The sequence below is a fragment of the Paenibacillus hexagrammi genome, assembly GCF_021513275.1.
GTDB lineage: Bacteria > Bacillota > Bacilli > Paenibacillales > NBRC-103111 > Paenibacillus_E > Paenibacillus_E hexagrammi.
Genome location: NZ_CP090978.1, coordinates 1,872,507 through 1,898,937, shown reverse-complemented (window position 1 = coordinate 1,898,937; position 26,431 = coordinate 1,872,507). Strand labels below are relative to the sequence as shown.

The window sequence follows — 26,431 nt, the reverse complement described above, 5'->3', positions numbered from 1 at the left end:
AAGAAGGCGATGTATGCCCTATTTCAGCTTGTCAGATAACACCAGAAACATCGCGTGCGACCATAACAGAGGCAGTGCCGGCTCCCCCCACTTCGTCACCCATTCCGAATATGCTTCTGGCGCACGGAGCGAGTCTTGTACTTGTTCAGGCAATCTTCCAAGCGAGTCAGCCTTAGATACGATCCAGTCCAGGCAGCGCTTAGCTTCCTCTCTCTCTCCGTTCTCCGCTTTCACAAGGCCATACCAGGCCGTTAATAGGATCCATTCTCCCCCGCCATAGTATCTATCGTCTTCATACCGCCCAATCCCCTCATGAAGCAGCTTCTCTTCAATCAATTCAACGGTTTTTTTCATAAGCGGATCCGAAAGCGAGAAGAGTCGGAAAGGGAAGGCCAGCCAGAGCAGGCTTGCATCCACACCAGGCAGAACCGGCTGCCAAACTTCATTCAAGCATTGGATGGATTTAACGAAATGCCCATCTGATGTACCGTGCTCTATGAGGAAGCTTCGAATAGATTCAGCTTTTTCCAATAAGGGTGGTCTTTCCATCAACTCGCCCATTGCTTTCAAGCCCCCATACACACAAGCTAAGGTTGCAGGATGGACGAAGTCCGGATACTCTTCCCAGCAATCAAAATTCGGATAATGCCAGAATGTCATGAGATAATCGATAGACAACTCCACGCTGTCGCGGAATTCATCAAGCAACTCACGCTTTCCAGTTAAGCTAATATGTTCAGATAAACCCCAAAGCCAGGCTCCATAGCCATCAAGCTGAAAATGCCCCCACTCCGAATGGTCATCTCTTCCATCCAAATGATATCTGGTTCCAAGAAATTCACTTCGGTCTATCCATATTTGATGCTCATGTTTATGTATTAATTGGTTTACGTACTCTCTTTTATCCTTCAAGGCCTTGTGTACCCATCTGTAAAACTGCTCTGCACTTTCCCTCTCCCCTTTGACATCCATAGCATTGGCGATAAACGTGCCATCCCGCAGCCAGCTGTAGCTATATGGGGAAAATAAGGGAGAAGCTACATAGCCGCCCCTTGGATGTTGATTAAGCTTGATAATTTGGATGCTTGCTTCAACTAATTGCTGCTCGTTCATGTCAGCCACACTCCTATCTGAAAAGAAAAGAGATGCTCACTTGTATGTGGCATCTCTTGTTAGTTTATGAATGGGTTGAAAAAGTTATTAAATTTTCTCGCCTTGCATACGACGCTGAGTAATATAATCTGTCTCATAGTAAGACAAATCTTCGCGCAATTCTTCAAAAACCTTTGAAAGCTCAATCGTCAAATCGCGAACCTCGCGGGAAGGCTTCTTGCGGAAACGAATCGCATCTTGCCCTGTGTAAGCATAGCGTCCATCCTCCGAGTAGCACTCGTTTTTCGGGTAGAAGAAGTTGTTCACACAAGTGTGGTACACTTCGTAAAGAACTTTTTCAGAAAAATCAACGTTAAACGTAGGGCGGCGCAAGCTCACTCCTAGCTTTTCATAGGCCACTTCACAAAAAACAAGCAAGTGACGGGTATCTTGCAAATATCCACGATAGAATTCATCCATAGCAGGATCGTTTTCCACGTTTAACTGCTGCAGAGAATGTTGATTGAGAAATAATTCCATCTTAGCAGTTGCTTCTTTTAATTTCGTACGGGTAGACTCGCAAATATTTTTTACATTAAAAACAGCCATACGTGTAGACCTCCTCTAATTGCATTATTCCTATCCTACCATAAACTGACCGGAAAAAGGTATATGTAAAACACCACCTATCATGTATAAAACTCCTGCCCAAGCCGAACTCTATTCACTAGAAGCAAACACAAGCAGGCAAAGGAGGCGGAGTGACACATGTGGCGTTATATTTGTTCCTTATTTGTTGTACTGGGTCTGGGTTTATTTGTATTCGCCGACAGACCGAAGAACGGAAGCAATCCCGGACCAGAAGTCTATAGTGTAAAATATGAAACTAGCAGCAAACAAACCTTATTAAATCAGGATGTAAAGCTGACAGACGATCTATGCAGAAGTCAATGTTCGCTGGATTATGATAAGATGATTACTCAAATTGAAGGTGGAAGTCCTGTTGAGCAAGTTTTTTCGGCAATGAGAAGCAATCATGAGAAAATGGACATTCTAATTTGGACACAAAAGAATCAAGCACTTGACCAAGGGATCCACTTTGGCGACATTCAATCCTCCTATGAAGAACAAGCTAAGAATTACTTAAAAGAAGCTAAAGCTTATGTAGACAAAGGCAATCGATATCAATCTCCACCGTTTGGGGAGGGCAGTATGACCTTCTTCGTACTAGGTGTTCCTTCCTCAAGCGGAAAGGGCTCAATTGTCGGTGTAATTCACCAGGACGTCCTGCATCAAGTCGCCGACCATCAGCGAAAAAACCTTCGACTTGAGCCTTATCCAAGCGAAAATCGTTGGAAAGTTGAATCCGTCGATACCGATACGCTGAAGGATAAAGTCGTCGATCACCCGGAAGATAATCAAGGTACAAGCCATTACCATCAGAATGAGGTCGTTGTGCGCTTCAAAAGTACACCAACAGAGGCTCAATTAAACCAAATGAAAAAGGAAATCGGAGCTGACGATGTTCGTAAATTAGGCTATACGTACGTATTTAATGCAGGGAAGATGGAAGCCAAGCAATTGATGAATTATTTTACAAAATGGGACGTTTCTTATGTTGAGCCTCATTTCCTTTATTTAACCAATGACTATAATGATACGGATACAGCTTCTACGCAGGACATGAATCCTGTGAACAGCAACAATTTTTCACCTAATGATAATTTGTACAGCCGCTATCAATGGAATCTCCCGCTCATTGAGACCGTTCAAGGCTGGAAACTCAACCGCGGCGCCAAAGATGTAACGGTAGCTGTCGTAGACACGGGCGTAGATTTGCAGCATCCCGATCTTCGCGACCAATTGCTGCCCGGATACAATGTCATCAGCGGGACGGACTCGCCGCAGGATGATGTCGGTCACGGAACTCACGTAGCAGGCGTGATTGCAGCGCTTGTTAACAACAATCTTGGTGTAGCAGGAATGACCTGGTACAATAAGGTTCTGCCAGTCAAAGTACTGGATCAGACAGGTGCAGGAAGCACCTATTCGGTAGCTCAAGGCATCATTTGGGCAGCCGATCACGGTGCTAAGGTTATGAATCTCAGTCTGGGAAACTACGCGGATTCCGAGTTCCTGCATGATGCGATCCGCTATGCCTTTGATAAAGATGTTGCCCTGATTGCGGCAAGCGGTAATGACAACACCGAGCGTCCTGGCTACCCCGCCGCCTATCCTGAGGTATTCGCCGTAGCGGCTACCGACTCTGAGAACAATAAAGCGCCTTTCTCCAACTATGGAGACTACATTGATGTAGCTGCACCAGGAGTGAGTATCGCCAGTACGTACCCGAACAATCAATATGCCGCATTATCCGGCACTTCCATGGCCAGTCCGCACGTCACCGCATTAGCGGCACTAGTACGGTCAGCCAATCCTCTGTTAACGAATACAGAGGTGTATGAAGTCATCAGGCAATCGGCTCGGGATCTAGGAGACCAAGGCAAAGATAAATATTTCGGATATGGCCTTATTGATGTTGCAAAAGCCATTCAAGCTGCCCAGGAGGCCAAAAGCTCTCTCAGCTACTGGCCAGAAAAATACTTCGCGGGGCATCGACCAAATTCAAAGCAAATACGCTCAATAATAAAAAAGCCGATTTCACCTTTACTCTGACTCAGAGTTAAACGGTGATTTCGGCTTTATTTTCTATTAAATATAACTATCAAGCTAAAACGCAAATACCCGCATAGCCGAAGCCATGCGGATAACCGACCGTTATGAAAAGTTTGCCGTAAGCCGGGTTCTGTACTTCGTGTGGTCGTATCGGGCGTCTGTCCCCTGCCACGTTAGAAGCGACAATCATCTATCTAGGCCGTACATTGCTGCACGGCTCAAGCGACCAACCCGAACGCGCCTCGGGCTAAGGCTGCCGCTGCGAAAGCGGCTTGCGTTCCACTAGGTCTTGCTCCAAGTGGGGTTTACCAGGTCCTATGTCACCATAGCACCTCGTGGTCTCTTACACCACGGTTCCACCCTTGCCTGTGCGCTCAAAGCGAAGCCTTGAGGCCATCGGCGGTCCATTTCTGTGGCACTATCCTTCAACTCGCGTTGACTGGACGTTATCCAGCACCCTGCCCTATGGAGCCCGGACTTTCCTCTCGCGGCGGGTTCCCCCTGCCGCCAGCGATTGTCTGTCAAACTTTTCGGCGCATTTGCTAGTATACAAGGATTATCGAAATAATACAACCCGCTTTTGCATGTCAATTATAGGACGAATTTCCTGATGGTTCGCGATGGTCCGCGATGGTCCGCGATGGTCCGCTCAAGCTCCCCGTACGCGGTGAGACGTCACATGACTATCGTTAGCCACATGATGGTCCTTTCAACGGACGAAATTGGTCACCTAGCCCTACAGGAATTGAAACGGTTCCGTATTCACTTGGGATGCCTGAACCTGCGTATCTGTTTTGAGAAGCTGTTCCGCGAGATAATCGGCCACGCCGCGCTTCATGATCTTCTCGACATTATGCCCAACGTCGATGATGCATAGACCCGCCGCCAGCGCATCATGCGCGGTGTGGTAATCGATGTCGCCGGTGACAAGCACATCGGCGCCGGCAAACAAGGCGTGCCGCATGTAGCGGCCGCCAGAACCGCCCAGAACGGCCGCTTTGCGAATCGGCCGCTCCAAGTCACCGACGACGCGCACAGCCGGCACGTCGAAGGCCTTCTTCGCGAGCTCTACCAGCTCGCGGAGGGGCATTGGCGCCGGGAGCTTGCCGGCGCGTCCGAGCCCGAACACTCTACCCTTGAGGTCCATCGGGTAGAGGTCGTAGGCCACCTCCTCGTAGGGGTGGGCCTTCAGCATAGCTTGAACCGCCTTTCGCTGCACGCTGGCGGTTACGATCGTTTCCACGCGCACCTCGTCTACGCGTTCCAGCTTGCCCGCTTCCCCGATATACGGGTGCGTCCCTTCCTGCGGCAGGAACGTCCCCGTCCCGGGGATGTTAAAGCTGCAGTGGCTATACTGCCCGATCCACCCGCTCCCGCGGCGAATAGGGCATCCAGCACCTGCTGGTGATGCGTCTTCGGCACGAAGACGACGAGCTTTTGCAGCTTTTCGGTATGTACGTCCTCCAAATGTGTCAAATCCGTTAATCCCAGTGCAGAAGCCATCATGTCATTAATGCCGCCTTCCGCCACATCCAGATTCGTATGAGCGATATAAACCGCAATATCGTGCTTAATCAGCTTCTCATAAAGTCTTCCAGACGGAGTATCCGTCTGCAGGTTAGCAAGCGGCCGGAATATGATGGCATGATGTGCAATAATAAGATCTGCCCCTTCACGGATCGCCTCCTCTACAACTTCATCCGTAACATCAAGCGCTACGAGTACTTTGCGGATCTCTTTCTGCAAAGAGCCGAGCTGCAAACCGATCTTATCATCGGGCATCGCATAATGCTTGGGTGCCAGCTGTTCAAATAATTGAATCACCGTTTGACCTTTCGCAAGCAATCGAGCACCTCCCTGATCTCTTTGATCTCATTTCCAATCGCTAAGGCCTTCGCCTTGGATGCTTCCGCTGTAGAATGCGCTAGTTGAGCTTGAATCATGTCTAGCTTTTGAAGCTCACTTTCCCATTTACGGATCAAAACCTCGGAAGCCTCTTCTACTAGATAAGGACCCATGAGCAATAGTCTTTGTTTCGTTAGAGTTACCTTTTCGTCCAAGACTCGGCTTTGATACAAATCCGGATCTTCCGAAGACTTTTGCGGTACTGCTGTTAAAATCTCATAAATCTTCCCATCCTCTTCCAGGATGGTCTCCGAGGTTAATCTCCAACCATTCTCATCAAGCCAACGGCGCACCTGATCTTCACCTACGTTAGGCTGCAAAATCAATAAGCTCACATTGGCAAGCTTATTCTTACCTGCATCCAGGATGGAAGCCATCAAACTTCCGCCCATGCCGGCGATTGTAATAACATCTACCTCTCCCGGCTCGATGACGGCAAGACCGTCTCCCAATCGAACACTGATTACTTTGGAAAGGCCGCACTCCAATACTTGTCTGGAAGCCGCATCAAAAGGGCCGGGATTCACTTCACCCGCCACTCCGAACGTGATTCTGCCATCCTTAGCCAAGTAAGTAGGAAGCAGCGCATGGTCTGAGCCGATATCGGCAATCCTGGAGCCATTAGGTACCCTGTCTGCAATCATTTGAAGCCTATTCGATAATTTGACTATCATTTACATTACCCACTCTACCCATTTTTTACGTAACAAATAAAGCGCTAATCCAGCAGAAACCAGTTTGCCCGTAAACATGAGCTGGACTACCTTCGCGCTGATGTCGGAATCAACCAAGAATGTCATCGCCTCCGGTGCAAACCACACCAATACGCCAACCAACATCATCACACCTGCGGATTGCTTATTTGTATGATGTGCAAGCCAAGCAATCCATATAAGTATGATACTAACCGGAATCCAGCTGATTTCAAGCGCAAGTATACCAGGCTGATCCAACTGCCTAAGAAGCAGCCAGCCATACGTGCCTGTTAATCCTATCCAACCGCAAAATTGAAAAATACCCATACGTCCTGCAATACCAGAGATCAGCCAAACCAAACTACAGAACGCTAGATAACCTACATATGCATAAGGCGATTGTATATCATGAATATGTAACAAGTACACACCAATCATCAGCATCACAATGGAAGCAGCTCCACTAAGCAAGTAACTGATTGCAGGCGCTTTCTTGTTTTGCCGGAATGCCAATATGTAACAAAATACGACAAAAACAGTGGAAATTCCAATTTGCATTGGCATTCCAAAAGAGTTAAAATTAAGAGCAGATAAGGCAACAGCGGCTAACACTGCCATTGTGACCATCCAGATTTTCCAGTTACTGTTTGTAACAGAGGAAGCGGAAATACCCATAACCGATTTCGGTTTAGAGGCCCCTTCTTCCAAATACAGGTTCATGAGAAAATCACAATAATGCTCGGGCAGCAATTTACTTCTGCGCCAATGTTCAATTTCTTTTACAATCAGTTTTCTTTTTCGGAATCCATGAATGAGCTCACCTTCCCTAGCTTGTATATCGGCGGAATAGGCTCTAGGATTTAGTGGAATTTTCACGGCAAATAGAAAAACCCCGCCGTTAATGGCAGGGCCTTCATACAGCGTTTTATGCTATTCCAAGAAATCTTTTAATCGCTTGCTTCGGCTTGGATGTCTTAATTTACGCAGTGCCTTGGCTTCGATTTGACGAATCCTCTCACGAGTAACGCCAAATACTTTACCTACTTCTTCTAAAGTTCTAGTCCGGCCATCGTCCAACCCAAAGCGAAGACGAAGCACATTCTCTTCTCTTTCTGTTAGCGTGTCCAGTACATCTTCCAGTTGTTCTTTCAGAAGCTCATATGCCGCTGCATCAGCTGGTGCCAATGCCTCCTGATCTTCAATAAAGTCACCCAAGTGAGAATCGTCTTCTTCACCGATTGGTGTTTCGAGCGATACCGGCTCTTGAGCAATCTTCATAATCTCACGAACTTTGTCCGTACTGAGATCCATCTCTTTCGCGATCTCTTCCGGAGTAGGTTCACGCCCCAACTCTTGCAAAAGCTGCCGAGATACGCGGATCAGCTTATTTATGGTTTCCACCATATGTACTGGAATCCGGATTGTTCTTGCTTGGTCCGCAATCGCCCTCGTAATCGCTTGACGAATCCACCATGTCGCATAGGTACTAAACTTATAACCTTTGGTGTGGTCAAACTTTTCAACGGCTTTAATTAAGCCCATATTGCCCTCTTGAATCAAGTCAAGGAACAGCATTCCTCTGCCTACGTATCGTTTAGCAATACTAACGACCAGCCTTAGGTTCGCTTCTGCCAACCTTCTCTTGGCTTCCTCATCGCCGTTCTCAATACGCTTAGCCAAATCAACTTCATCTTCTGCAGACAAAAGCGGTACCCGTCCGATTTCCTTCAAATACATCCGCACAGGGTCGTTAATTTTAATCCCGGGCGGCAGCGCCAGGTCATCATCAAAATTAAACTCATCATGCTCCTGATCTTCTGGATTAATGGACTCATCATCTGATTCGTTGCCTACATCAATTCCCAGCTCTGAGAGCTGTTCGAAAAATTCGTCGATTTGTTCCGGATCCTGATCAAAGGGAGCGAGCTTTTCCATAATATCTTTGTAAGTAAGAGATGAGCGCTTTTTCCCCTGCTCAATGAGCTGATCCTTCACCTGATCCAAGGTTAATTCTGTCTCTAATTCGGTACGTTGATCATTCGCCATAGTACGGACTCCCTCCTCCCTAGCTTTGAGTAAATCATGTTGACTTCAATTGCTGTTCTAGGGCTATAATCTCGATTGCAATTTGTGCAGCTCTCAGGTGTTCTCCGTTCCGTTCAGCTCGGAGTCTTTCTTCTTTTTTACGCTCAACTTCTTCTTGCATTGGAACTTTGCGGATTTGGCGAATATAGTCGTCAATCACCTGATCATTCATTCCATGCCCCGCTCCCATCATAACGATGGAGCTGGCTAAGCTCTCCAACTTTTCGTCCTGCAGCATGGCGATATATCGGCTTGCATCGGGCTCAGCGTTCTGAGCATAGTAAGCGTATAAATAAGCAGCTAAACCTGCATGAGCTTCGACATTAAAATTGTCGCCTAACTGAGACTCCACATGTGCGCATACTTCGCGGTCATGCATCATCACGGCAAGAAGCAGACGTTCCGCATTGTGGTAGGCCGGCATCAAAGCCGGTGTACGGGCGGGTGTTCGTTCCGCTGTTCTCCCATTATTCATAACATTATTCCACAGAAATGGTTTATTATCCCCCTCGTCTTTCTTTTTTCCTTTTGGAGCAGGATCTCATGGAGATCAAGCTTCATGGACTCGTAAGACGAATCTGGGAATTCGGAAGCCAACTGTTTCAAATAATGTTCTCTTTCCACCTGAGAAGGAACATCGGCAATCATTTTGACTGCGGATTGCAGATAACGAAGGCGGTCACCGTCCTCGTGCAGCTTAAAATTTTTACGAATATATAGAAGCTTATATTTCATCGATGGTACGGCAGGTTCAACAATCTCCCGTACGAATCGGTCAAAACCATATGTGCTCACGTATTCGTCTGGATCCTTACCATCCGGCAGCATCGCTACCGTCACTCTGCACTTCGCTTCTTCCAGAATCGGAATGCTTTTGAAAGCAGCTGATTGTCCAGCCGAATCGCCATCATAGCATACGACAACGTTATCGGCGCTACGGTTTAATATAGCCGCATGCTCTTTCGTCAATGCTGTACCCATGGTTGCCACACCATTTACAATTCCGGCATCCCACGCTTTAATGACATCTACATATCCTTCAAACAAAACTGCCTGCCCCAGCTTGCGCATATTAGGTCTTGCCAGGTGTAAGTTATACATAGTTCGGCTCTTATTAAAAAGCATGGTTTCGGGACTGTTCAAATACTTGGGTGAAGCCTCTCCCATCGCTCTGCCGCCTAAAGCAATAACCCTGCCGTTGGCATCGCAAATCGGAAACATCACGCGGTCACGAAATTTGTCTACGTAACCTCCGCCTTCTTGCCTGGCCGAGATCAAACCGCCTCGCTCCATCAATGGCAGTGAAAACCCTCGTTTTTCAAGCTGTTGCACCAGAGTATCCCACATGGCAGGCGCATAACCAATCTGAAAGGTATCGATCAGTTTATCGGAAATCCCTCTGGCCTGAAGGTAATCCTTTGCCGTTTTGCCTTGCTTGGTATTACTTAAGATGTAATGATAAAACTTCGCTGTAAAATCATAAGCCTTCAGAAGACTAGATTTTTCAAGCTGTTGTTCCGTCAATTCTTCAGAGGCTTCATCCCAAGTCACCGGTATGTCTGCTTCCTCTGCAAGTCTTGTGACAGCTTCAGAAAAGCTGAGTCCTTCGAGTTCCATTAGGAAGCGAAACACATTGCCACCGGCACCGCAACCAAAGCAACGGTAAATCTGCTTTTCGGGAGTCACAGTGAAGGATGGGCTTTTTTCGGAATGAAAAGGACACAGCCCTTTCATGTAATGCCCTTGCTTGCTTAGATGAACATGCCTGCCGATCACTTCTACAATATCAGTTCGCTTGAGGACAGTATCGATGACCTCATCAGGTATGCGTCCGTTCCTCATTCTTATTTCCACCTACAATTCAGGTAGCTTTCGACTTATTGTAATTCGCTACTTGTTTTCATTTTCCTGCATAATTTAATAAAACTTTTGTCAGACTGTGTAGAAATTGTTGTCGATCCGCGTCTGTAAACGGTTTTGGTCCCTTACTGTGCTTGCCACTTCTACGCTGTTTGGCGGATTCATGGCGGCGATCAAGCAAGAAATCAATCGTCGAATTCGTATACTCCTGTCCACGATTACCAAGTGCAATCGCCCCTTTGGCAAGTCCAAGTGCAGCAAGTCCAAAGTCCTGCGTTACCAGAATATCCCCTTCATGAATATGATTGGCAATGTATAAATCGACAGATTGGTCTGAACGGTCTACCTGAACGACTTTGGATTGAGCGCTTGCTTTCATTCGATGATCGTAGGATGCGACCAGTATGACCTGTATACCGTACTGCATAGCGGCTTGCTCGATTTCGGCTTTCACGGGGCAAGCGTCGGCGTCAACGATAATGGATCTTGATCTTAGCATTCCTCAGCCCCCTGTGTGATGTCGAAATCCCACCGTAATATTATATACGATGGACTTACAAAAAATCCTGCTTGTCAGACGATAAAAAACCTTATCGAGCCCTTTCGATATAATCTAGTATCAAGCTGGCCGTTTCCTCTACTGCCCGGTTCGAGACATCAAATACTACACAACCGATCTTCGACATAATTTTGTCCGCGAATTCCAGTTCTTGTTTTATACGTTCCACATTCGCATAGGTTGCATTTTCTGCAAGACCTAGCGTCCGGAGCCTCTCCTGACGGATAATGTTCAATTTATCCGGATCTATTCGAAGTCCGATTACTTTGTTTTTAGGCACTGCATAGAGCCGATCCGGCGGCTGCATCTCGGGTACCAACGGTACATTGGCCACTTTAAAGCTTTTGTGGGCAAGATACATGGAGAGCGGAGTTTTCGACGTTCTGGATACCCCTACAAGGACAATATCCGCCTTTTGAATACCACTGAAATCTCGGCCGTCATCGTATTTTACAGCGAATTCCACAGCCTCAACTTTTTTAAAATAGTCCTCGTCAAGAGGATGAATCATACCCGGCTGTCTGCGTGGCTCCTGATTCAAGGCATTGCCTAATGAAGCCATGACTGGACCTAATAAATCAATGTATGAAATGTCTAGCTTTCCCGCATGCTCGATCAAATATTGCCTCAGCTCCGGTACCACGAGCGTAAACACGACGATACCTCCTTGAGATTGCGCCGTATTTAGCACTTTATCGATGCCTTCGGTTTCCTGTATAAAAGGAACACGCACGATTTCGACCTGGGCCGGATAAAACTGCATGGCTGCTGCTCGCACAACCGATTCCCCGGTCTCTCCTACAGAATCGGAGACGACATATACGCGAGTTGACGATGGATGTTCCAAATGATCCGATACTCCTTTCAGCAAGGACTGCCTATTGTCATTAGTATGTACAACTTACCGGAACAGAACGAAAGCACAAAAAAACTCACCGAGTTCGCAAATTGCGCGGCCGGCGAGACGTTTTACCAAATCATATCAAAGGCAAAGACATGTGTCAAATGAGTGCGATAAATGTCGTTATATGTCGTATTCCTCCATTTGCTCTATGAAGCTGCGAGATTTCCACTGTATGCCGATATGAAAATCCATATAGCTTCTCATACAAATCTTAAGCTCCGTTTTCGTTTCTGGCTTTACTTGAACAGAACCAAGTCGCCGGATATCCATACGGGTGAACAGTCTCAGAAGCTTAAGCGTTCCTTCAGATATAGCAATGGCCTGATTGTCCTTAAATCGGCAGCGGGCACATAAGCATCCTCCAAGTGAAGGACTGAACATGGTGAGCTCCATATGGTTACCGCAAGCAGCACAAGCATCAGTTACGGGTAAATATCCGGCTAATTCAAACATTTTCATTTCATACAGATGAACCACAATTTGCATATCTTTCTCGGATTCGATAGCAGTAAGCCCTGCCTTTAGCTGCTCGAATAAATAGGCACTGCCTTCTTCATCCCCAAGCATCCGATCCGTCATTTCAACCAAATAAGAGGCGTAAGCGGACATGTAAAGGTCTTCTCTCAATTTATGATGAGCTTCGACAATTTCACCATGATTGAGGGTGCCCATCTGTCCGCCAGCTTTGAAAAACACAAAATCGCCGTACGTAAATAGCTGCGTAACGGCGGCATGTCTGCTCTTCACTTTTTTCGCGCCTCTAGCCATTAGGCTTACCTTTCCCAATTCAGGCGTGAAGAGGCTTATGATTTTATTCCCTTCTCCATAGTCCATACTACGGAGAACAATCCCTTGTAAGCTGCGAAGCACTATTCTTCCCCCATAGTACCGCGGGAGATTTAGCTAAGTTCCTGAATATCCAGCGGCTCTTCGTTACTTTGGTCTTCTACCTGAACTTCTGGAGCAGTATCAGCTGCCCCGGCAACCTGTTTGTAAAGCAGGTAGGCATCCACATCACCGGTCATTGAAAAATACTTCCACGAAAAGTCTTTCATGTTCAGCATCCTCCCCATCGATCGTGATGTACTTAGGATGGTACACGAGAGGCTGAACTATGCGAAGCAATAACTGGCACTATTTACTCATTGCGAAAGCCCAAATCACGCAGAACGCGCTCATGATTGCGCCAATCCTTCTTCACCTTTACCCACAGCTCCAGAAACGTCTTGGAGCCGAGGAGCGCTTCCATATCATGTCTCGCTTGCTTGCCGATTTCCTTAAGAAGGCTGCCTTGCTTGCCAATAATAATCCCTTTTTGCGAATCTCTTTCTACGAAAATGACCGCAGAAATTCGCACTAATCCATTCTCCTCGACTCGCATATCTTCAATTTGAACAGCAATTGAATGCGGAATCTCTTCCCTCGTCATATGAAGGATTTTTTCCCTGATCAGCTCGGCGCAAACAAATTGCTCCGGATGATCGGTCACTTGATCGGCAGGATAATATTGAGGTCCCTCCGGCAAATATTTAACAATCTGCTCCAGCAGCGTTGTCACATTACTGCCTTGTAATGCGGAGATCGGAACGATTTCAGCAAAAGGATACAAATCTTTATAATTGACAATGATAGGAAGCAGATCTTCCGGGTGCACTTTATCAATTTTATTCAAAACGAGGATAACCGGCGTTTCCACCCGCTTCAGCTGCTCTATGATGTACCGGTCTCCGCCTCCGATACCTTCGGCTACGTCTACTAAGAAAAGTACGGCATCCACTTCACCAAGAGTACCGTGCGCAACCTTACTCATATAATCCCCGAGCTTTGATGTGGGTTTATGGATTCCCGGGGTATCGAGAAATACAATTTGACCGTTTTCGGACGTATAGACGCCGTGAATTTTGTTACGTGTCGTTTGCGGTTTGTCCGACATAATGGCAATCTTCTGGCCGATAATATGATTCATCAATGTTGATTTGCCGACATTCGGCCGGCCGATGATCGCCACGAATCCTGACTTAAATTCTTTTTTACTCACTCTTGTTCCTCCAATGATTGTAAATCTTTAGGTGTAAACGCTCCGGGAAGCAGCTCAGCCACGGTTGTTTTCAGCATCTCACCCTTCAAATTGCCCAGGTAAACAGGCATATCCGGCCGGCAAAGCTCAACCAACACTTGGCGGCAGACTCCACAAGGAGCAATAGGATCTTCGGTATCTCCAATGACTGCAATAGCATGAAAAGACTTTGGCGAATGGCCGTCAGCTACCGCGCGAAAGAGAGCGGTCCGTTCTGCACAGTTCGTCGGACCATAAGCGGCATTCTCGATGTTGCATCCCATATGAATCTGACCGTCAGCTCCTAGAAGCGCGGCTCCGACTTTAAAATGGGAATAAGGGGTGTACGCTCTATTTCTAGCTTCTGCAGCAGATTGAAGTAATTGTTGAGCATTCATATACATCCCAGCCTTCCTACATAAATTGATAGCATGCAAATGCTAAAATGACGACCGCCGCTCCGATCACAGCTCCCATGAACAGCGGTGCGAATGGACGTGTTTTTTTATCATATAAAATCATAGATATCATGAAAGCTAACAGATAGGCAAGCAGCGCGGCGATTGTGATCCCTGTAAATATAGCAATAACGGTTGACACCGCAAAGGCGATTGCCGACAAAAGACTGGGACGAACAAGCTTTCCTTTGTCAGAGAAGCGTGTCTCGATGACAATCACGGTGAGAACCACAAGCGCAATAAGAACCCATATTGTTCCTGCCGTCACGGGGGTATCTTGCAGCTTCGATCGCCTGAACAAAAGGTCCAGCGGTTCATAGAACACGACCATCCCCACAATCACGGCGAAGCCGGCTGAAACTAATACGGACGCCGCAGCGACGTCCTTGGCTATCTTCGCTAATGGATGGCGGTCTGGCATTGCCAAATCCACTGTTTTTTCAATTGCCGTATTGATCAGCTCTGTCACAATCATCAGTGTTACCGCCAATAAAATAAACAGAATATCTGTTTTAGGCAATCGGCACAATAATGCGGCCAACAGAACAAGAAACGCAACGCAAAAATGGAATTTCATATTGCGCTGCGTGTCTAAAGCATATTTAATTCCTTCATACGCGTAACGGAAGCTCCTGCGCCAATTGCGGAAGCCGCCGGCCATTATCGCATCAAGCCTGCCTTTTGCAGGATCGCCTCTTGCTTGGCAAACATGACTTTTTCTTCTTCTTCTGACTGATGATCATATCCGATCAAATGTAGAAAACCATGAACGAACAAGAATCCGAGCTCTCTATCAACAGAGTGGCCGTATTCCTCGGCTTGCTCAATAGCGCGGGGAACCGAAATAATGATATCACCTAGAGGCTCAATGAACGCCTCCGCGACATCGTCTTCGCCTTCCTCGTCGAGCAGCGAGTCTCCGTCATCCTCATAGTTAATCTCAATCTCATCCTCGCCGAATTCACTCATTGCAAAGGAAAGCACATCCGTCGGTTTGTCCATTCCGCGATACTGCTTATTCAGTTCATGAATAGCATCATCATCAACAAATGTAAGGGCGACTTCGCCCACAGTTACATTCTCCTGCTCACCAGCCAGACGAAGAAGTTCCTCCAGCTTAGCAATAAAGCTAGGTGTTATTTCTCTTATCTCTTGCTCGCTGCTCCACTCAAGTGTTAAATCGCCTGTCATAAGGCACCTCCAATTGAATTGCTGTCAACTGCTTATTAATTTGCCTTTTTGGGCGCTAGTTCGCTTGGGTATTCAATCCTGGAGTGGAAGATACCAAGCAGCGTCTCATTCAGCGTTTTGGCGATCGTATCCAATTCCTTGAGCGTCAGGTCGCACTCGTTAAATTGACCGTCGTCCAACCGGGATTTAATAATTTTATGAACCATCGAATCGATCTGCTCGAGTGTCGGATTTCTAAGTGACCGAACAGCGGCTTCCACACTATCGGCAATTCCGACAATCGCCGCCTCTTTGGACTGTGCTTTAGGACCCGGATAGCGGAAATCCTCTTCCCGATACTCTTTGTCGCTTCCTTCCTCCTCCGCCTGCTTGACTGCTTTGTGGTAGAAGTAATGCAGCAAAGTCGTACCATGATGCTGTTCCGCAATGTCGCGAATCGGTTTCGGCATTTTAAACTCCTTCAGCATCTCCACGCCATCACGAGGATGTGCAATAATGATGGATTTGCTTAGGTTCGGATCGATACGGTCGTGTGGGTTCTCAATGTTCGTCTGATTCTCGATAAAATAGCTTGGCCTTTTGGTTTTCCCGACGTCGTGATAGTAAGAGCCTACCCTGCACAGCAGACCGTCTGCACCGATCGATTCGGCAGCAGCTTCGGACAAATTCCCGACCATAACACTATGATGGTAAGTACCCGGCGTCTCTGTAAGCAGCTTACGGAGAAGCGGATGGTTCGGATTCGACAGCTCCACCAGCTTCAATGGAGACAGAATCCCGAAAGCAGCTTCAAAGAAAGGCAGCAGTCCAATGACGAATACGGCTGTAAGCAGTCCTCCGGCAGCTGCAAACGACAGCGAAAACAAAGCATCCTTCTGCGTCCATTGATCCTCCAGCAGCATAACCGAAGTAATGGTTAACATAGAAAAGAACGAGATCATAAGACCGGCTTTTAATATTGTTGCGCGTTGACTGGCACGCTGGATAGCAAACACAGCGCTAAAACAGATGACCAGACTGACAAGCCCGTATCTAAAATCAAACAACTGCACATGCTCGGTATTAAAAATGATGCTCGCCATTAAGGAAAAAAGAACGGAAGAAATAAAAGCAATCGGCGCATCCAATAATATCGCGATCAAAACGCTTCCAAGAGCGGTTGGAGCCAAGTATCCGATATGTGGGTAGTCCAGGTTTTGACCTAACGATATAATTTTCATCGCAGCTGTATTAATGATAAATATTAGCAGTAGCATCACTAACTGCGAGTTGTTGTATTGGATAGGTAAAACACTCTGCTTCACGAACATCACCATAACAAAGGACAGCAAAATAGACAAAATAACTAATCCCAACTGTGGAAGATGGTTCGCTTTATCTTTCAGCAGCTCCAACGTATCTAGCCTGGCATAGATTTCTTCCGTTATTACGTCGCCTTCATTGACCAGCACTTCATTCTTGTTGATAAAGACCGGCTTTACACTTTCTCTTGCTTGTCCCCTTGCGTCATCGGTGCCTTTTTGGTCATAAAACTTGTTCGGCGTAATGACTGCCCGCGCGATTTCAGTTACCATTTCCCTTGTCGTATTCTTCGTAAGAGGTGAAGTATTGACAAGCTCGGCCACTTTAGCGCGAGCAGGCTGAGCATCCAAAATTTGATCGTTCATTAACTTGGACACGATATCTTTCGTGACTGGAAGCATGGCGGCCAAGTCCTCTTTGGTTAATCTAGGAAGCTTAAAATACGCTTCCTCGGGGAGCTTATACTGCTGCTCCGTTAACCCTTGGCTGATCTGCTCCATCAGCTGATCATTATATTGGCCGCTGGCTTGCAGAGACTTAATGGATTCGCTCTCTAAATCACTGATTAATTGCGGAATTACACGTCTGTATATACTCACTTTGTCATCAAATTTCACTTCTTCATCACTGTTAATCAGAAGAAGCCTGTCAAAAATCGCGTCAATCAGTGCATCGTTCCTAAGGTTTACAACCTGGTAAACCGGCTGTACCCGCTTGGCGGCGTCTTCCTTGGCCTGCTCGGTGGCAACTGCATTCTCGATTTGCCTCGGTGCATATATCGTCTTCTCACTAATCGCTCCAAGCTGTATATCGTAGACCTGTGGGACAAGCTTCGTATACAGAGATCCATAAAACAGTAGAGCCAGGAGGAGAAATAACAAGGCACGCACCCAGTTGCTGTATTTCCATCCGATCAGCCGATAATGAAATTTGCCTTTAATCTGCACTTCATTCTTCATCTCGGAGGTCTCATTCCTCTCTACAAATCAAACATTCTAACTCTTAGTCATTCGCTTCGTTATAGGCAACAATAATCTTTTGAACGAGTGAATGACGTACAACGTCCTGTTCATCAAAGTGGATAAACCCAATTTCAGCAATACTGTTCAAAATTCGCTGCGCTTCAACAAGTCCCGAGGATTTTCCACGCGGCAAATCGATCTGTGTGACATCTCCGGTTATTACCATTTTAGAACCAAAACCAAGTCGCGTGAGAAACATTTTCATTTGTTCCGGCGTCGTATTTTGGGCTTCATCCAGAATAATAAACGAATCATCGAGCGTACGACCTCTCATGTAGGCGAGAGGGGCAATCTCGATCAATCCCCGCTCCAGAGACTTCGCAACCTGCTCGGGACCCAATACGTCGTTAAGAGCATCATACAATGGTCGCAAATACGGGTCAACTTTTTCCTGTAGATCACCTGGCAGAAACCCTAGACTCTCCCCTGCTTCAACAGCAGGACGGGTAAGCACAATTCGCTTCACTTGGCCTTCTTTTAACGCGGCAACCGCCAGCACGACGGCCAAATAGGTCTTACCGGTACCTGCTGGACCGATTCCAAAGACAATGTCTTTCTTTTTAATCGTGGCTACATACTGCCTCTGACCAATAGTTTTCACTCTGATCGGCTTGCCGCGATGAGTTGTTGTAATTTCACCCTTGTACAGCTCGAGCAACTGATCGGCCTTCATTTGCTTGGCCAGCTCGACGGCATACAAAATATCTCGTTCTGTCAACGTGTAGTTATTGCGGATCAATTGAACAAGAACCTCAAAAAGCTGCTGAAGCGAGTTCACTTCGGCAGCAGCCCCTTGAATCGTTATTTCCGCTTCACGCGTATAGATTTGCGCAGTTATTTCCCTTTCGATCAAATGCAGAAACTTGTCTTGCGGTCCAAACAGCGCAAGTCCCTCAGCAGGATTTTTCAATGCAACTTTGACGGTTTGTACGTTTTCTACCAACAGGCCTCATTCTCCTTGTGTGACAATTGGTTGCTCTTCGGTTATATATTCTTCCACTTCGAAATGTACTTCCATATAAACTTTACCATTCTCTGTTTTCTCATGCAAAATTTTTTCACCTACAATGCGCGAATCGCTTCCAGAAGCAGCCAAAAGCCGGGCTCTTGCTTGCTCCAAACCAGCCTTCTTCGCAGTATCCAGATCGATGGGTTCATTGATCATTTGAACCCTCCATAACCTTCTCGGAAAGCCAGCCAACCGGCAGTGTAAATGCGCCTAGCTGAAGCTTCTTCCTGTTCGGGATGATTTCCGATGCCTCATATGGAAGCTTGCCGTAGCCTGTAAGCTGAAGAGCTCTGGTTCCAAAAACCAGATATCTGCGATACGATGACTCGCCCGTATAAGCCTTGTAGCTTTTCGTGAGAGGAGCTTCAATATGTGAGGTATACCAGACAATCCCCTTCACCTTTCCGCTTGCCACGACAACCTGGCTGTTCTCTTCATCGCCGATAATTCCTGAGATCAGCACGTCCCCTTTACGGACATACGTATTCGGCTTAACCATCGGCCGCCCTCTGTCAGAATAGATTTCTGTAACAAGCGCATTCTTAGAGGCTACTAAATTACGCGGATTCATCAGCGGGTTCTTATCCGGTATTGTTGCCTCTACCACTTTAATGACAACATGTGTCCCGCGTATCTCGACCCCTACCCACGCTGCTCGGGGGAGCATGTTTTGAATTTCTCGAGAAAGCTCTTCAGAGCTCTTCATGCGGAATTTCCATTGAAATTTATGTATGCCCTGCTGAGAAGCAGCCTGCATGATCTCCGCTTTGGTAATTTGCTCGTTACCTTCAATACTAATTTGCCATACCATAGACGTAAGCACGTATAAAGCGATGACGAAGGTCAGTAAGCCCCCAATGAATATCTTTCTTCTTCCGAGTTTGTCCAGAAAAAAAGGAAAGCCAAACCGTTCCAGAACATGCAGCTTGCAGCCTGTCCCTTTCAAAATCGGGCGAAGACTGAAGAAATCTTTCACCATGATGCAGAGCTCCATGTTGTTCCGGTCCTTCGGCCGTATGTCCCACATGGAGATTCCTTTCTCCATGATGGGGTTAATTAATCTCTCGCAATCTTTTCCCCGCAGCTCTATGCGAACATACCCCCGGATTCGAGCAATGAACATGGATTGCTTCATCTCAACAGACCTCCCGCTTTCTTCACAAATTCCTGATTAAGGTATATACCTCACATCATCTATAAGACCCTCAATGAATACTTCTTCAGATAAAATAGCTCGGATGACAAGCTCTTTGCCGTACACTTCCAGCTTTCCTTTTGTTAGCTCGAGCCTCAAAGACTCACTGGAAAAATGAAGCACGCCGCGGTGATTTTCCACGTAAAGCTGTACGTTGCCAATCATCGTGATGCGCGGCAAATCCTGTACCACGTCCTGAGGAAGATCGAGGATTTTGGCCGTAAACTGGTTCCATTTGCGGGTCAAGCGACGCATAGCTTGGCAGTACCCCCTCTAATAAGATGATGATGACGGGCAGGAGCAAATAAACTTCTACCAAAATATGCGAAGGGGCTGAGATTTATGTAAGAAACCGGATATGGACATATAAATAACCCCGAAATTTAAAAATCTAACATGTAGAAAAAGCCGCCCTATTCCTCCATGAGGAAGTAGGACGACTCTGTTTGTAAACCTATTTACGGTAAGGCTTTCTAGCCCTGGGAGGACCTAAAATTTCGGCCCATATGAGGCCTTGCGCCAATTGATTTGCTGTAAGATTATCTCTACTCACGTAATTTGAATCATCAGCCTGCGTACTCTGGGCAGCACTAACAGCAGGGATTGCTCCGTAAGGCGATACCGTCTGAGACGAGGGAATGGTTTGCTTCGATTGCTCTTCCGCTCGGGGCATTCTATTACGATCTTCATCGTGTACAGAATTTCTCCAATCCTGCGCACGGTCTATTGTTCTCGTCAAATCCTTTTTCGGTTGTGCTTGCACCGGCTGTCTACCGAGCGCGGATGCCTTGCCTCCTCCGCCAAATGAGGGCATGCCTGCTGGTGTGCTTTGCTTCCTGTCACCCGTTGCAGCTCTTTTGTTCCTCAGTTGGTAAAATAACGTGATTACGATGATTACCACGTACCAATGACCGAAAAGAAAAGATATCCATGACTGCACTCGAGATCAGCTCCTATTCCTTTTCGCCCTTGCCGCTATCGTTCATCTTGCCTAACGAGGATCTCATTTGGGTGTCTGCATCAATATTTTTTAAATTCATGTAATCCATCACACCTAATTGTCCGCTGCGAAGGGCTTCAGCCATCGCCAGGGGTACTTGCGACTCCGACTCCACGACCTTCGCACGCATTTCAATGACCTTGGCCTTCATCTCCTGCTCTGCGGCCACCGCCATCGCTCTGCGTTCCTCAGCCTTTGCCTGGGCGATGCGTTTATCAGCCTCAGCCTGCTCTGTTTGCAAATGAGCGCCAATATTTTTACCGACATCAACATCAGCTATGTCAATAGACAATATTTCGAACGCCGTTCCGGCATCCAACCCTTTACCTAACACAGTACGTGAAATCATATCTGGATTCTCCAAAACATCCTTGTGAGCGTCGCTGCTGCCCACTGTAGTAACGATCCCTTCACCTACACGGGCTATAATCGTTTCCTCTCCTGCTCCTCCAACCAACCGGTCAATGTTAGCTCGCACCGTCACTCTTGCAATAACTTTGACTTCAATACCGTTCTTGGCTACAGCGGATACGGTAGGCGTTTCAATCACACGAGGGTTTACACTCATTTGCACAGCCATCAAGACGTCCCGGCCTGCCAAATCAATCGCGGCAGCACGTTCGAATTCCAGATGGATATTGGCCCGGTGGGCGGCAATCAAGGCATTCACAACACGGTCCACGTTCCCTCCGGCCAAGAAGTGGCTTTCGAGCTGATTGATGCTCAGATTAAGTCCAGCTTTGGTTGCCTTAATCATTGGATTCACTATTCGACTAGGAATAACTCGTCGCAGCCGCATGGCAATGAGTGTAATAATACTGATTCTTACTCCTGAAGCCAATGCAGAAATCCACAGCATAACGGGCACTACACTAAGTAATACCGCTAGCGCAATGATGACAATTGCGGCTAAGAAGAGTAAATATAAACTCGGTTCCAAATTCATGAAATAACCTCCTAAGGATTCACAAGTGGTCTAATCTCTTTTACAACGATTCGATTCCCTTCGACGTATGTCACTTTGATCGGCTTGCCTTTTTCAATAAATTCTCCATCTGTTACAACATCAACACGAGCATCTCCGATGAGCGCTGTCCCTGCCGGTCTAAGCGGGGTTATCGCCGTTCCCTCGGCATCAAGCAAGTATACGCGATCTGGGCTAGAGGTAAAGCCTTGCTCTGACGTTAATTGCTCTCTTAAAATAAAGCGATTCCAGACGCCACGATGATTGAAATACTTCACAGCAAGTGCGATGACGACAACTGAAAGGAGCAGTGCAATGCCCAAGATGATGGCTGCTTCTTTAGGATCCGAGGAAGCCATCAAGACACCACCAAATAAACATATGGCACCAAGTACGCTCAATATCCCGAAGCTGGGTACGACGAGTTCGAGAAGCAGCAGGACGATCCCTAAACCGAAAACAGCTAAATCACCTAGGCTTGCGTAGCCCGCCAAGTAGTAGCCAAGAAAATACATGCCGAATCCCGCTATCCCCGCGGCAGCTAATAACCCGCTGCTCAGAAACAACAGCTCCAGCGCGATTCCTGCAATCCCCACTACAAGCAGCACCGTTGCCGTGACGGGATGAGTTAAAAAAGCGGATAGTTGAGCCAACACACATCATCACTTCCTCTCCACAGCCTGAAATGAGAAACCGCTGCATACCTATTTACGTTGAAGCCTGCAACTTGTTTCAAAAAGAATAAAGAAAAAGACCGAAGAGCATTACCTCTCCGGTCTTATTATTACACGTGTTAAGTTAACGATTGTTGAACCAGCTGATTAATCAATTTACCATCAGCCCGTCCTTTAACCTGTGGCATTAAAGCATTCATCACTTTGCCCATATCCGCTTTGGAAGAAGCACCAACTTGTTGGATGGTCTGCTGTACAATGGCTTTCACTTCTTCCTCAGAAAGCTGTTGCGGCATGTATGCTGAGAGAACGACAAGTTCTGCCTTCAGGTTTTCGGCCAGATCGTCTCTGCCCGCTTTTTCAAATTCTTGGAGGGAATCCTTGCGCTGCTTGATCTCACGAGTTAGAACGTCAAGCACTTCATTGTCATCTAAGGTCCTCTTCAGTTCTATCTCGGAATTCTTGATAGTAGAACGAACCATACGGATTACGGAGAGTTTGAACTTGTCCTGACTCTTCATCGCTTGCTTCATATCTTCGTTCAATCGTTCGCTTAAGCTCATTTCCTGAATTGCCTCCTAGAACTTTCTCTTACGAGCAGCCTCTGACTTCTTCTTGCGCTTAACGCTAGGCTTCTCATAATGTTTGCGTTTCTTTACCTCTGCTAGAACGCCATCTTTAGCGATGGAACGCTTAAAGCGACGAAGTGCAGCATCTATAGTTTCGTTCTTGCGAACTCGAGTTTCTGACACCAGTTTTCCCTCCCTCCGAACAGACCGTCCAAGACAAAGCGGTTCATCAAACTACATTATATGTGATTGACTATAGGGTGTCAATCGTAACCTTTAGACAATTAATTATCTACACCCAAAGGAGCAAGCTTGGCGCCTGCCAACAGATGATAATGGAGATGATGCACAACTTGTCCTGCGTTGCTTCCGCAGTTTGTAACAACACGATAGCCGGAATCGGCTACGTCCAGTTTTTTAGCAATTTCTTGGGCAGCCTTATGAATTTGTCCGATTACTTCCCAATCTGACTCCCCCGCTTCATTGAGAGAAGCAAAATGCTTCTTCGGAATGATGAGAATATGGATAGGAGCAGCAGGCTGGATGTCATGGAAAGCAACGACCCGATCATCCTCATACACCTTAGTCGAAGGAAGCGAGCCTTCTACAATTTTGCAAAAAATACAATCACTCATCCATTCATTAACTCCTCTTCATATTGCTACAACAGCATTAAGTTTAATTTTAACGAATAACAGTGAAAAAATCCAATGCAGAAGCAAATGGCACAAATTACATGACCGCAATAAAAAAAGCGTCCTGAAATATGGCTCATTTCAAGACGCTTTATGCAAATAAAATGTCATTCCTATCAGCTTAGTAATAAGGCAGCAGGGACAATGCCAGCAGACCGGCAAGTGGAAGAACTTGACGCACAAACCGTCTTCTTGGAAAGCCGTAGCCCGGATAGGGGTAAGGATAACCATAGGGATATCCCCCGTATGGGTAGGGCGCGAATGCCCTCATTGCCTCATGGTCGACGTTACCAACCGGAACTGCCAAATAGAGCTGGTCTTCGTCAACATGCTCCACGATTCCGTCAAACATAGCTCCATCGCTCATCGTTACACTTACATATCGGTGCATGTGGTTGAAACATAATGCTTGCGCTTCTTTCTTGTTCATTTCATCCAGCCTCCTTCGTACCTACAACATATTCATGTATAGGCAAAAGGCCACTAACAGACGAGTATCCCAACTAAAATAAATTTTCAGTAGACCGACAGTCTAATTACGCATATAATACATCATAGCGTTGATGTGAACGGAAGAACGGAAGTGATCCCAATGAATCAATTCATGAGAGCCTCGACTCGCAAAAAAAGAGAAACCATGATGGAAACCGCTCTTGCCATGTTTATGGACAAAGGATACGAGAACGTATCCGTAGACGACATTATTGAGGCAACGTCAACATCTAAAGGAACGTTTTACCATTATTTTAAAAGTAAAGACGCCATTATCTCTGCTTTGTACAGTAAACAAATCGAGCTTATTCGTGAATGGGTTTCTCAGCCTCCATCTAAGGTTCAGTCACTTGAAGGGCATATGAATCGACTATTTTTAGACTTAGCGTCCAATATCACAGAGTCTCCCCGGCTTATCCGCAGCTTGCAAGCTGTATCACTCCAGAATGAAGCCGTAAGATCGGAAGAAAATCGGTATTTGCGCATACTATCGGAAAGCTTGCAGCATTGGCTGCCGGATCAGCAAAAAGTTGAACTTCTGATATGCCTGTACACAGGCACACTCACGCAATGGTGCAAGCAGGATGAAGCTAATCTCGTACATTTGATGAAAAATAATTTGGCCTGGCTGTGGGCAGGACTCCGTTCAGAGGATGCCCTGGCACCACTTCGGGTCGAGTCAGTCCCTAAGGAGGAACATATCATGAAAGTTGCCATTATCGGTGGAGGTTTAGCCGGCTTGACTGCTGCCGCCTATTTATCTGAGAATTCGAATATAGAAGGAGTGCTCTTCGAGCGCAGCCCACAATTGGGAGGACGGGCATTCACTTATGAAAAGTCCGGCTTTACGCTTAATTATGGAGCGCATGCCATCTATGGCATTGATCGCCATAAACTGACCTTGATGGAACGTGAGCTGGGCTTATCCTTCAGCTCCAAGCAAGTCGATAAACGCCGCGTCGTGTATGCCAAGCACAATGAATTAACACCTGCTCCACTCGACTTCGTAAACATTCTAAAAACCGATCTGCTAAGTACGATGCAGAAGGTAAGATTTGTCGGAGAAATCGCCGCTATTATCGCCAATATTCATCAGCTAAAAAATTATGACACACTAGGTGACTATCTAGCTGAGTCTGATGCAGACGAGGATGTCAAAGAGCTTTGGGAGCATCTAGTTTGCTCCAACTTCTTCATCGCTCCCGAGGATGCGCGGAAGGTCTCAGGGTCTGTCATCAGCGAGTATTATCACAACTTGTTTCTGTCCAGCAAGCCTGTCAGTTATGTGCTCGGAAGCTGGGCTGTCATCACGAATCAGCTCAAGCAAAAAATAGAAAATTCCGGCCGCTTCCAGATCGCGCTCCAGGAAGGTGTAGACAGTATTCGGTATGCGGATAAGAAGTTTATTCTGCAAACCAAGAGCCGCGAGGAAGCATTTGATAAAATTATTTTCGCCATGCCTGTCCAGCAAGTCGTCAAGCTGCTTAAAGGCACAGCCTGGGAGCCATTTCTTGCTCCTTATGAAGCGAATACGGCTACCGAAGTTATGGTGTACGACATCGGCTTAAAGTCCGTCGTTGCCAGACCTTTCAGCTATATCAGCGATATGGACAACAAACAATTCATTAGCGACGTATCCGCAACAGATCACACGCTCGTCCCCGAAGGCGGACAATTACTGCAAGGTATCGCTTATTTGAGTGACGACTTCGGCAGTGAGGAAGAACGCAAGCAATACCTTGAACGCAAAACACAGCAAATGGAAGCTTTGTTTGATAAGCATTATCCTGGCTGGCGTGAAGAAGTGGCTGTCAAACGCGTTTCCAAGAAAGCCATGGTCTCTAGTGTGAAAAATATAGCATCTAATATATTGCTACCGACCCGCGTTGAAAATGTGCCTTTTTATTTCTGCGGAGACGGCTGCAACGGCAAGGGTGAGCTCGCCGAAAGGGCCTTCTCAAGTGCAAGAAGTGTAGCCCAGTCGATCGTTGAAGAAGTCAATCACGCATTAGTGCATGCCTAAAAAAC

The 26,431-nt window shown here is 46.7% G+C and carries 27 protein-coding genes, 1 other RNA gene and 2 pseudogenes; 2 read left to right on the top strand and 28 right to left on the bottom strand.

Features of this window, described 5'->3' with window-relative positions; all coding sequences use genetic code 11:
- Positions 1–18 precede the first annotated feature (18 nt).
- Together L0M14_RS08135 and L0M14_RS08130 are read right to left on the bottom strand one after the other, a co-directional pair.
- Positions 19–1,113, bottom strand: a complete 1,095-nt coding sequence (locus L0M14_RS08135) for a glycoside hydrolase family 15 protein (protein WP_235121664.1) — start codon at positions 1,111–1,113, stop codon at positions 19–21.
- 87 nt (positions 1,114–1,200) lie between these two features.
- A complete protein-coding gene (locus L0M14_RS08130; RefSeq protein ID WP_235121663.1) occupies positions 1,201–1,701 on the bottom strand; it encodes a YpuI family protein in 501 nt (166 codons plus the stop codon).
- Positions 1,702–1,860: 159 nt separating this feature from the next.
- Here L0M14_RS08130 and L0M14_RS08125 point away from each other — a divergent pair, with 159 nt between their 5' ends.
- Positions 1,861–3,768, top strand: a complete 1,908-nt coding sequence (locus L0M14_RS08125; protein ID WP_235121662.1) for a S8 family peptidase — start codon at positions 1,861–1,863, stop codon at positions 3,766–3,768.
- 104 nt (positions 3,769–3,872) lie between these two features.
- Here the strand turns inward: L0M14_RS08125 and rnpB are convergent.
- The 26 genes and pseudogenes from rnpB to L0M14_RS08000 form a co-directional block, all read right to left on the bottom strand.
- Positions 3,873–4,298: RNase P RNA component class A (rnpB, locus tag L0M14_RS08120), an RNA gene on the bottom strand.
- Positions 4,299–4,504: 206 nt separating this feature from the next.
- Positions 4,505–5,613, bottom strand: a pseudogene (locus tag L0M14_RS08115) (Nif3-like dinuclear metal center hexameric protein).
- Positions 5,589–6,344: a tRNA (adenine(22)-N(1))-methyltransferase gene (locus tag L0M14_RS08110; protein ID WP_235122849.1), complete on the bottom strand. Its 756-nt coding sequence runs from the start codon at positions 6,342–6,344 to the stop codon at positions 5,589–5,591. The pseudogene L0M14_RS08115 and the gene L0M14_RS08110 overlap by 25 nt, the downstream one beginning before the upstream one ends.
- A 3-nt stretch (positions 6,345–6,347) precedes the next feature.
- Positions 6,348–7,244 (bottom strand): hypothetical protein, encoded by an 897-nt coding sequence (locus L0M14_RS08105; RefSeq protein ID WP_235121661.1) that lies wholly within the window; start codon positions 7,242–7,244, stop codon positions 6,348–6,350.
- A 54-nt stretch (positions 7,245–7,298) separates the two neighbouring features.
- A complete protein-coding gene (gene rpoD / locus L0M14_RS08100; protein WP_235121660.1) occupies positions 7,299–8,414 on the bottom strand; it encodes an RNA polymerase sigma factor RpoD in 1,116 nt (371 codons plus the stop codon).
- A 34-nt stretch (positions 8,415–8,448) separates the two neighbouring features.
- Positions 8,449–10,295: pseudogene (gene dnaG, locus L0M14_RS08095) on the bottom strand (DNA primase).
- Positions 10,296–10,353: 58 nt separating this feature from the next.
- Complete coding sequence (locus tag L0M14_RS08090) at positions 10,354–10,812, bottom strand: YaiI/YqxD family protein (protein ID WP_235121659.1); 459 nt, start codon at positions 10,810–10,812, stop codon at positions 10,354–10,356.
- Between the two features lie 91 nt (positions 10,813–10,903).
- A complete protein-coding gene (locus L0M14_RS08085) occupies positions 10,904–11,719 on the bottom strand; it encodes a pyruvate, water dikinase regulatory protein (RefSeq protein ID WP_235121658.1) in 816 nt (271 codons plus the stop codon).
- A gap of 177 nt (positions 11,720–11,896) precedes the next feature.
- Entirely contained in the window at positions 11,897–12,646 is a 750-nt protein-coding gene (gene recO / locus L0M14_RS08080) for a DNA repair protein RecO (RefSeq protein WP_235121657.1), read from the bottom strand.
- Between the two features lie 29 nt (positions 12,647–12,675).
- Complete coding sequence (locus L0M14_RS08075; RefSeq protein ID WP_235121656.1) at positions 12,676–12,831, bottom strand: YqzL family protein; 156 nt, start codon at positions 12,829–12,831, stop codon at positions 12,676–12,678.
- A gap of 83 nt (positions 12,832–12,914) precedes the next feature.
- A complete protein-coding gene (gene era / locus L0M14_RS08070) occupies positions 12,915–13,814 on the bottom strand; it encodes a GTPase Era (protein ID WP_235121655.1) in 900 nt (299 codons plus the stop codon).
- Positions 13,811–14,230 (bottom strand): cytidine deaminase, encoded by a 420-nt coding sequence (locus L0M14_RS08065; RefSeq protein ID WP_235122848.1) that lies wholly within the window; start codon positions 14,228–14,230, stop codon positions 13,811–13,813. The genes era and L0M14_RS08065 overlap by 4 nt, the downstream gene beginning before the upstream one ends.
- Positions 14,231–14,246: 16 nt before the next feature.
- Positions 14,247–14,951: a diacylglycerol kinase gene (locus tag L0M14_RS08060; RefSeq protein WP_235121654.1), complete on the bottom strand. Its 705-nt coding sequence runs from the start codon at positions 14,949–14,951 to the stop codon at positions 14,247–14,249.
- Positions 14,951–15,481, bottom strand: a complete 531-nt coding sequence (ybeY, locus tag L0M14_RS08055; RefSeq protein ID WP_235121653.1) for an rRNA maturation RNase YbeY — start codon at positions 15,479–15,481, stop codon at positions 14,951–14,953. The genes L0M14_RS08060 and ybeY overlap by 1 nt, the downstream gene beginning before the upstream one ends.
- A gap of 35 nt (positions 15,482–15,516) precedes the next feature.
- Positions 15,517–17,742, bottom strand: a complete 2,226-nt coding sequence (locus L0M14_RS08050) for an HD family phosphohydrolase (RefSeq protein ID WP_235121652.1) — start codon at positions 17,740–17,742, stop codon at positions 15,517–15,519.
- Positions 17,743–17,785: 43 nt separating this feature from the next.
- The gene (locus tag L0M14_RS08045; protein WP_235121651.1) at positions 17,786–18,748 is read right to left on the bottom strand and encodes a PhoH family protein; all 963 of its coding nucleotides are present in this window, start codon (positions 18,746–18,748) and stop codon (positions 17,786–17,788) included.
- Between the two features lie 6 nt (positions 18,749–18,754).
- The gene (locus L0M14_RS30935) at positions 18,755–18,970 is read right to left on the bottom strand and encodes a sporulation protein YqfD (protein ID WP_260115449.1); all 216 of its coding nucleotides are present in this window, start codon (positions 18,968–18,970) and stop codon (positions 18,755–18,757) included.
- Positions 18,960–19,949 (bottom strand): sporulation protein YqfD, encoded by a 990-nt coding sequence (gene yqfD / locus L0M14_RS08040; protein ID WP_260115448.1) that lies wholly within the window; start codon positions 19,947–19,949, stop codon positions 18,960–18,962. The genes L0M14_RS30935 and yqfD overlap by 11 nt, the downstream gene beginning before the upstream one ends.
- Positions 19,950–19,985: 36 nt before the next feature.
- Positions 19,986–20,264 carry a sporulation protein YqfC gene (yqfC, locus tag L0M14_RS08035; protein WP_235121650.1) on the bottom strand — a complete coding sequence of 93 codons (279 nt, stop codon included), beginning with the start codon at positions 20,262–20,264 and terminating at the stop codon, positions 19,986–19,988.
- 199 nt (positions 20,265–20,463) lie between these two features.
- The gene (locus L0M14_RS08030) at positions 20,464–20,949 is read right to left on the bottom strand and encodes a hypothetical protein (protein ID WP_235121649.1); all 486 of its coding nucleotides are present in this window, start codon (positions 20,947–20,949) and stop codon (positions 20,464–20,466) included.
- A 13-nt stretch (positions 20,950–20,962) separates the two neighbouring features.
- Positions 20,963–21,955: a flotillin-like protein FloA gene (gene floA / locus L0M14_RS08025; RefSeq protein WP_405030824.1), complete on the bottom strand. Its 993-nt coding sequence runs from the start codon at positions 21,953–21,955 to the stop codon at positions 20,963–20,965.
- An 11-nt stretch (positions 21,956–21,966) separates the two neighbouring features.
- Positions 21,967–22,629 carry an NfeD family protein gene (locus tag L0M14_RS08020; protein ID WP_235121648.1) on the bottom strand — a complete coding sequence of 221 codons (663 nt, stop codon included), beginning with the start codon at positions 22,627–22,629 and terminating at the stop codon, positions 21,967–21,969.
- Positions 22,630–22,766: 137 nt separating this feature from the next.
- Positions 22,767–23,210, bottom strand: coding sequence for a GatB/YqeY domain-containing protein (locus L0M14_RS08015; protein ID WP_235121647.1), 444 nt, complete (start codon positions 23,208–23,210; stop codon positions 22,767–22,769).
- A 15-nt stretch (positions 23,211–23,225) separates the two neighbouring features.
- Positions 23,226–23,399, bottom strand: coding sequence for a 30S ribosomal protein S21 (gene rpsU / locus L0M14_RS08010; RefSeq protein ID WP_010491812.1), 174 nt, complete (start codon positions 23,397–23,399; stop codon positions 23,226–23,228).
- 101 nt (positions 23,400–23,500) lie between these two features.
- The gene (locus L0M14_RS08005; RefSeq protein ID WP_235121646.1) at positions 23,501–23,851 is read right to left on the bottom strand and encodes a histidine triad nucleotide-binding protein; all 351 of its coding nucleotides are present in this window, start codon (positions 23,849–23,851) and stop codon (positions 23,501–23,503) included.
- A gap of 181 nt (positions 23,852–24,032) precedes the next feature.
- Positions 24,033–24,341, bottom strand: coding sequence for a hypothetical protein (locus L0M14_RS08000; RefSeq protein ID WP_235121645.1), 309 nt, complete (start codon positions 24,339–24,341; stop codon positions 24,033–24,035).
- Between the two features lie 162 nt (positions 24,342–24,503).
- On the opposite strand from L0M14_RS08000, the gene L0M14_RS07995 reads away from it, so the two are divergent.
- Positions 24,504–26,426: an FAD-dependent oxidoreductase gene (locus L0M14_RS07995; RefSeq protein ID WP_235121644.1), complete on the top strand. Its 1,923-nt coding sequence runs from the start codon at positions 24,504–24,506 to the stop codon at positions 26,424–26,426.
- The last annotated feature ends 5 nt before the right edge of the window (positions 26,427–26,431 follow it).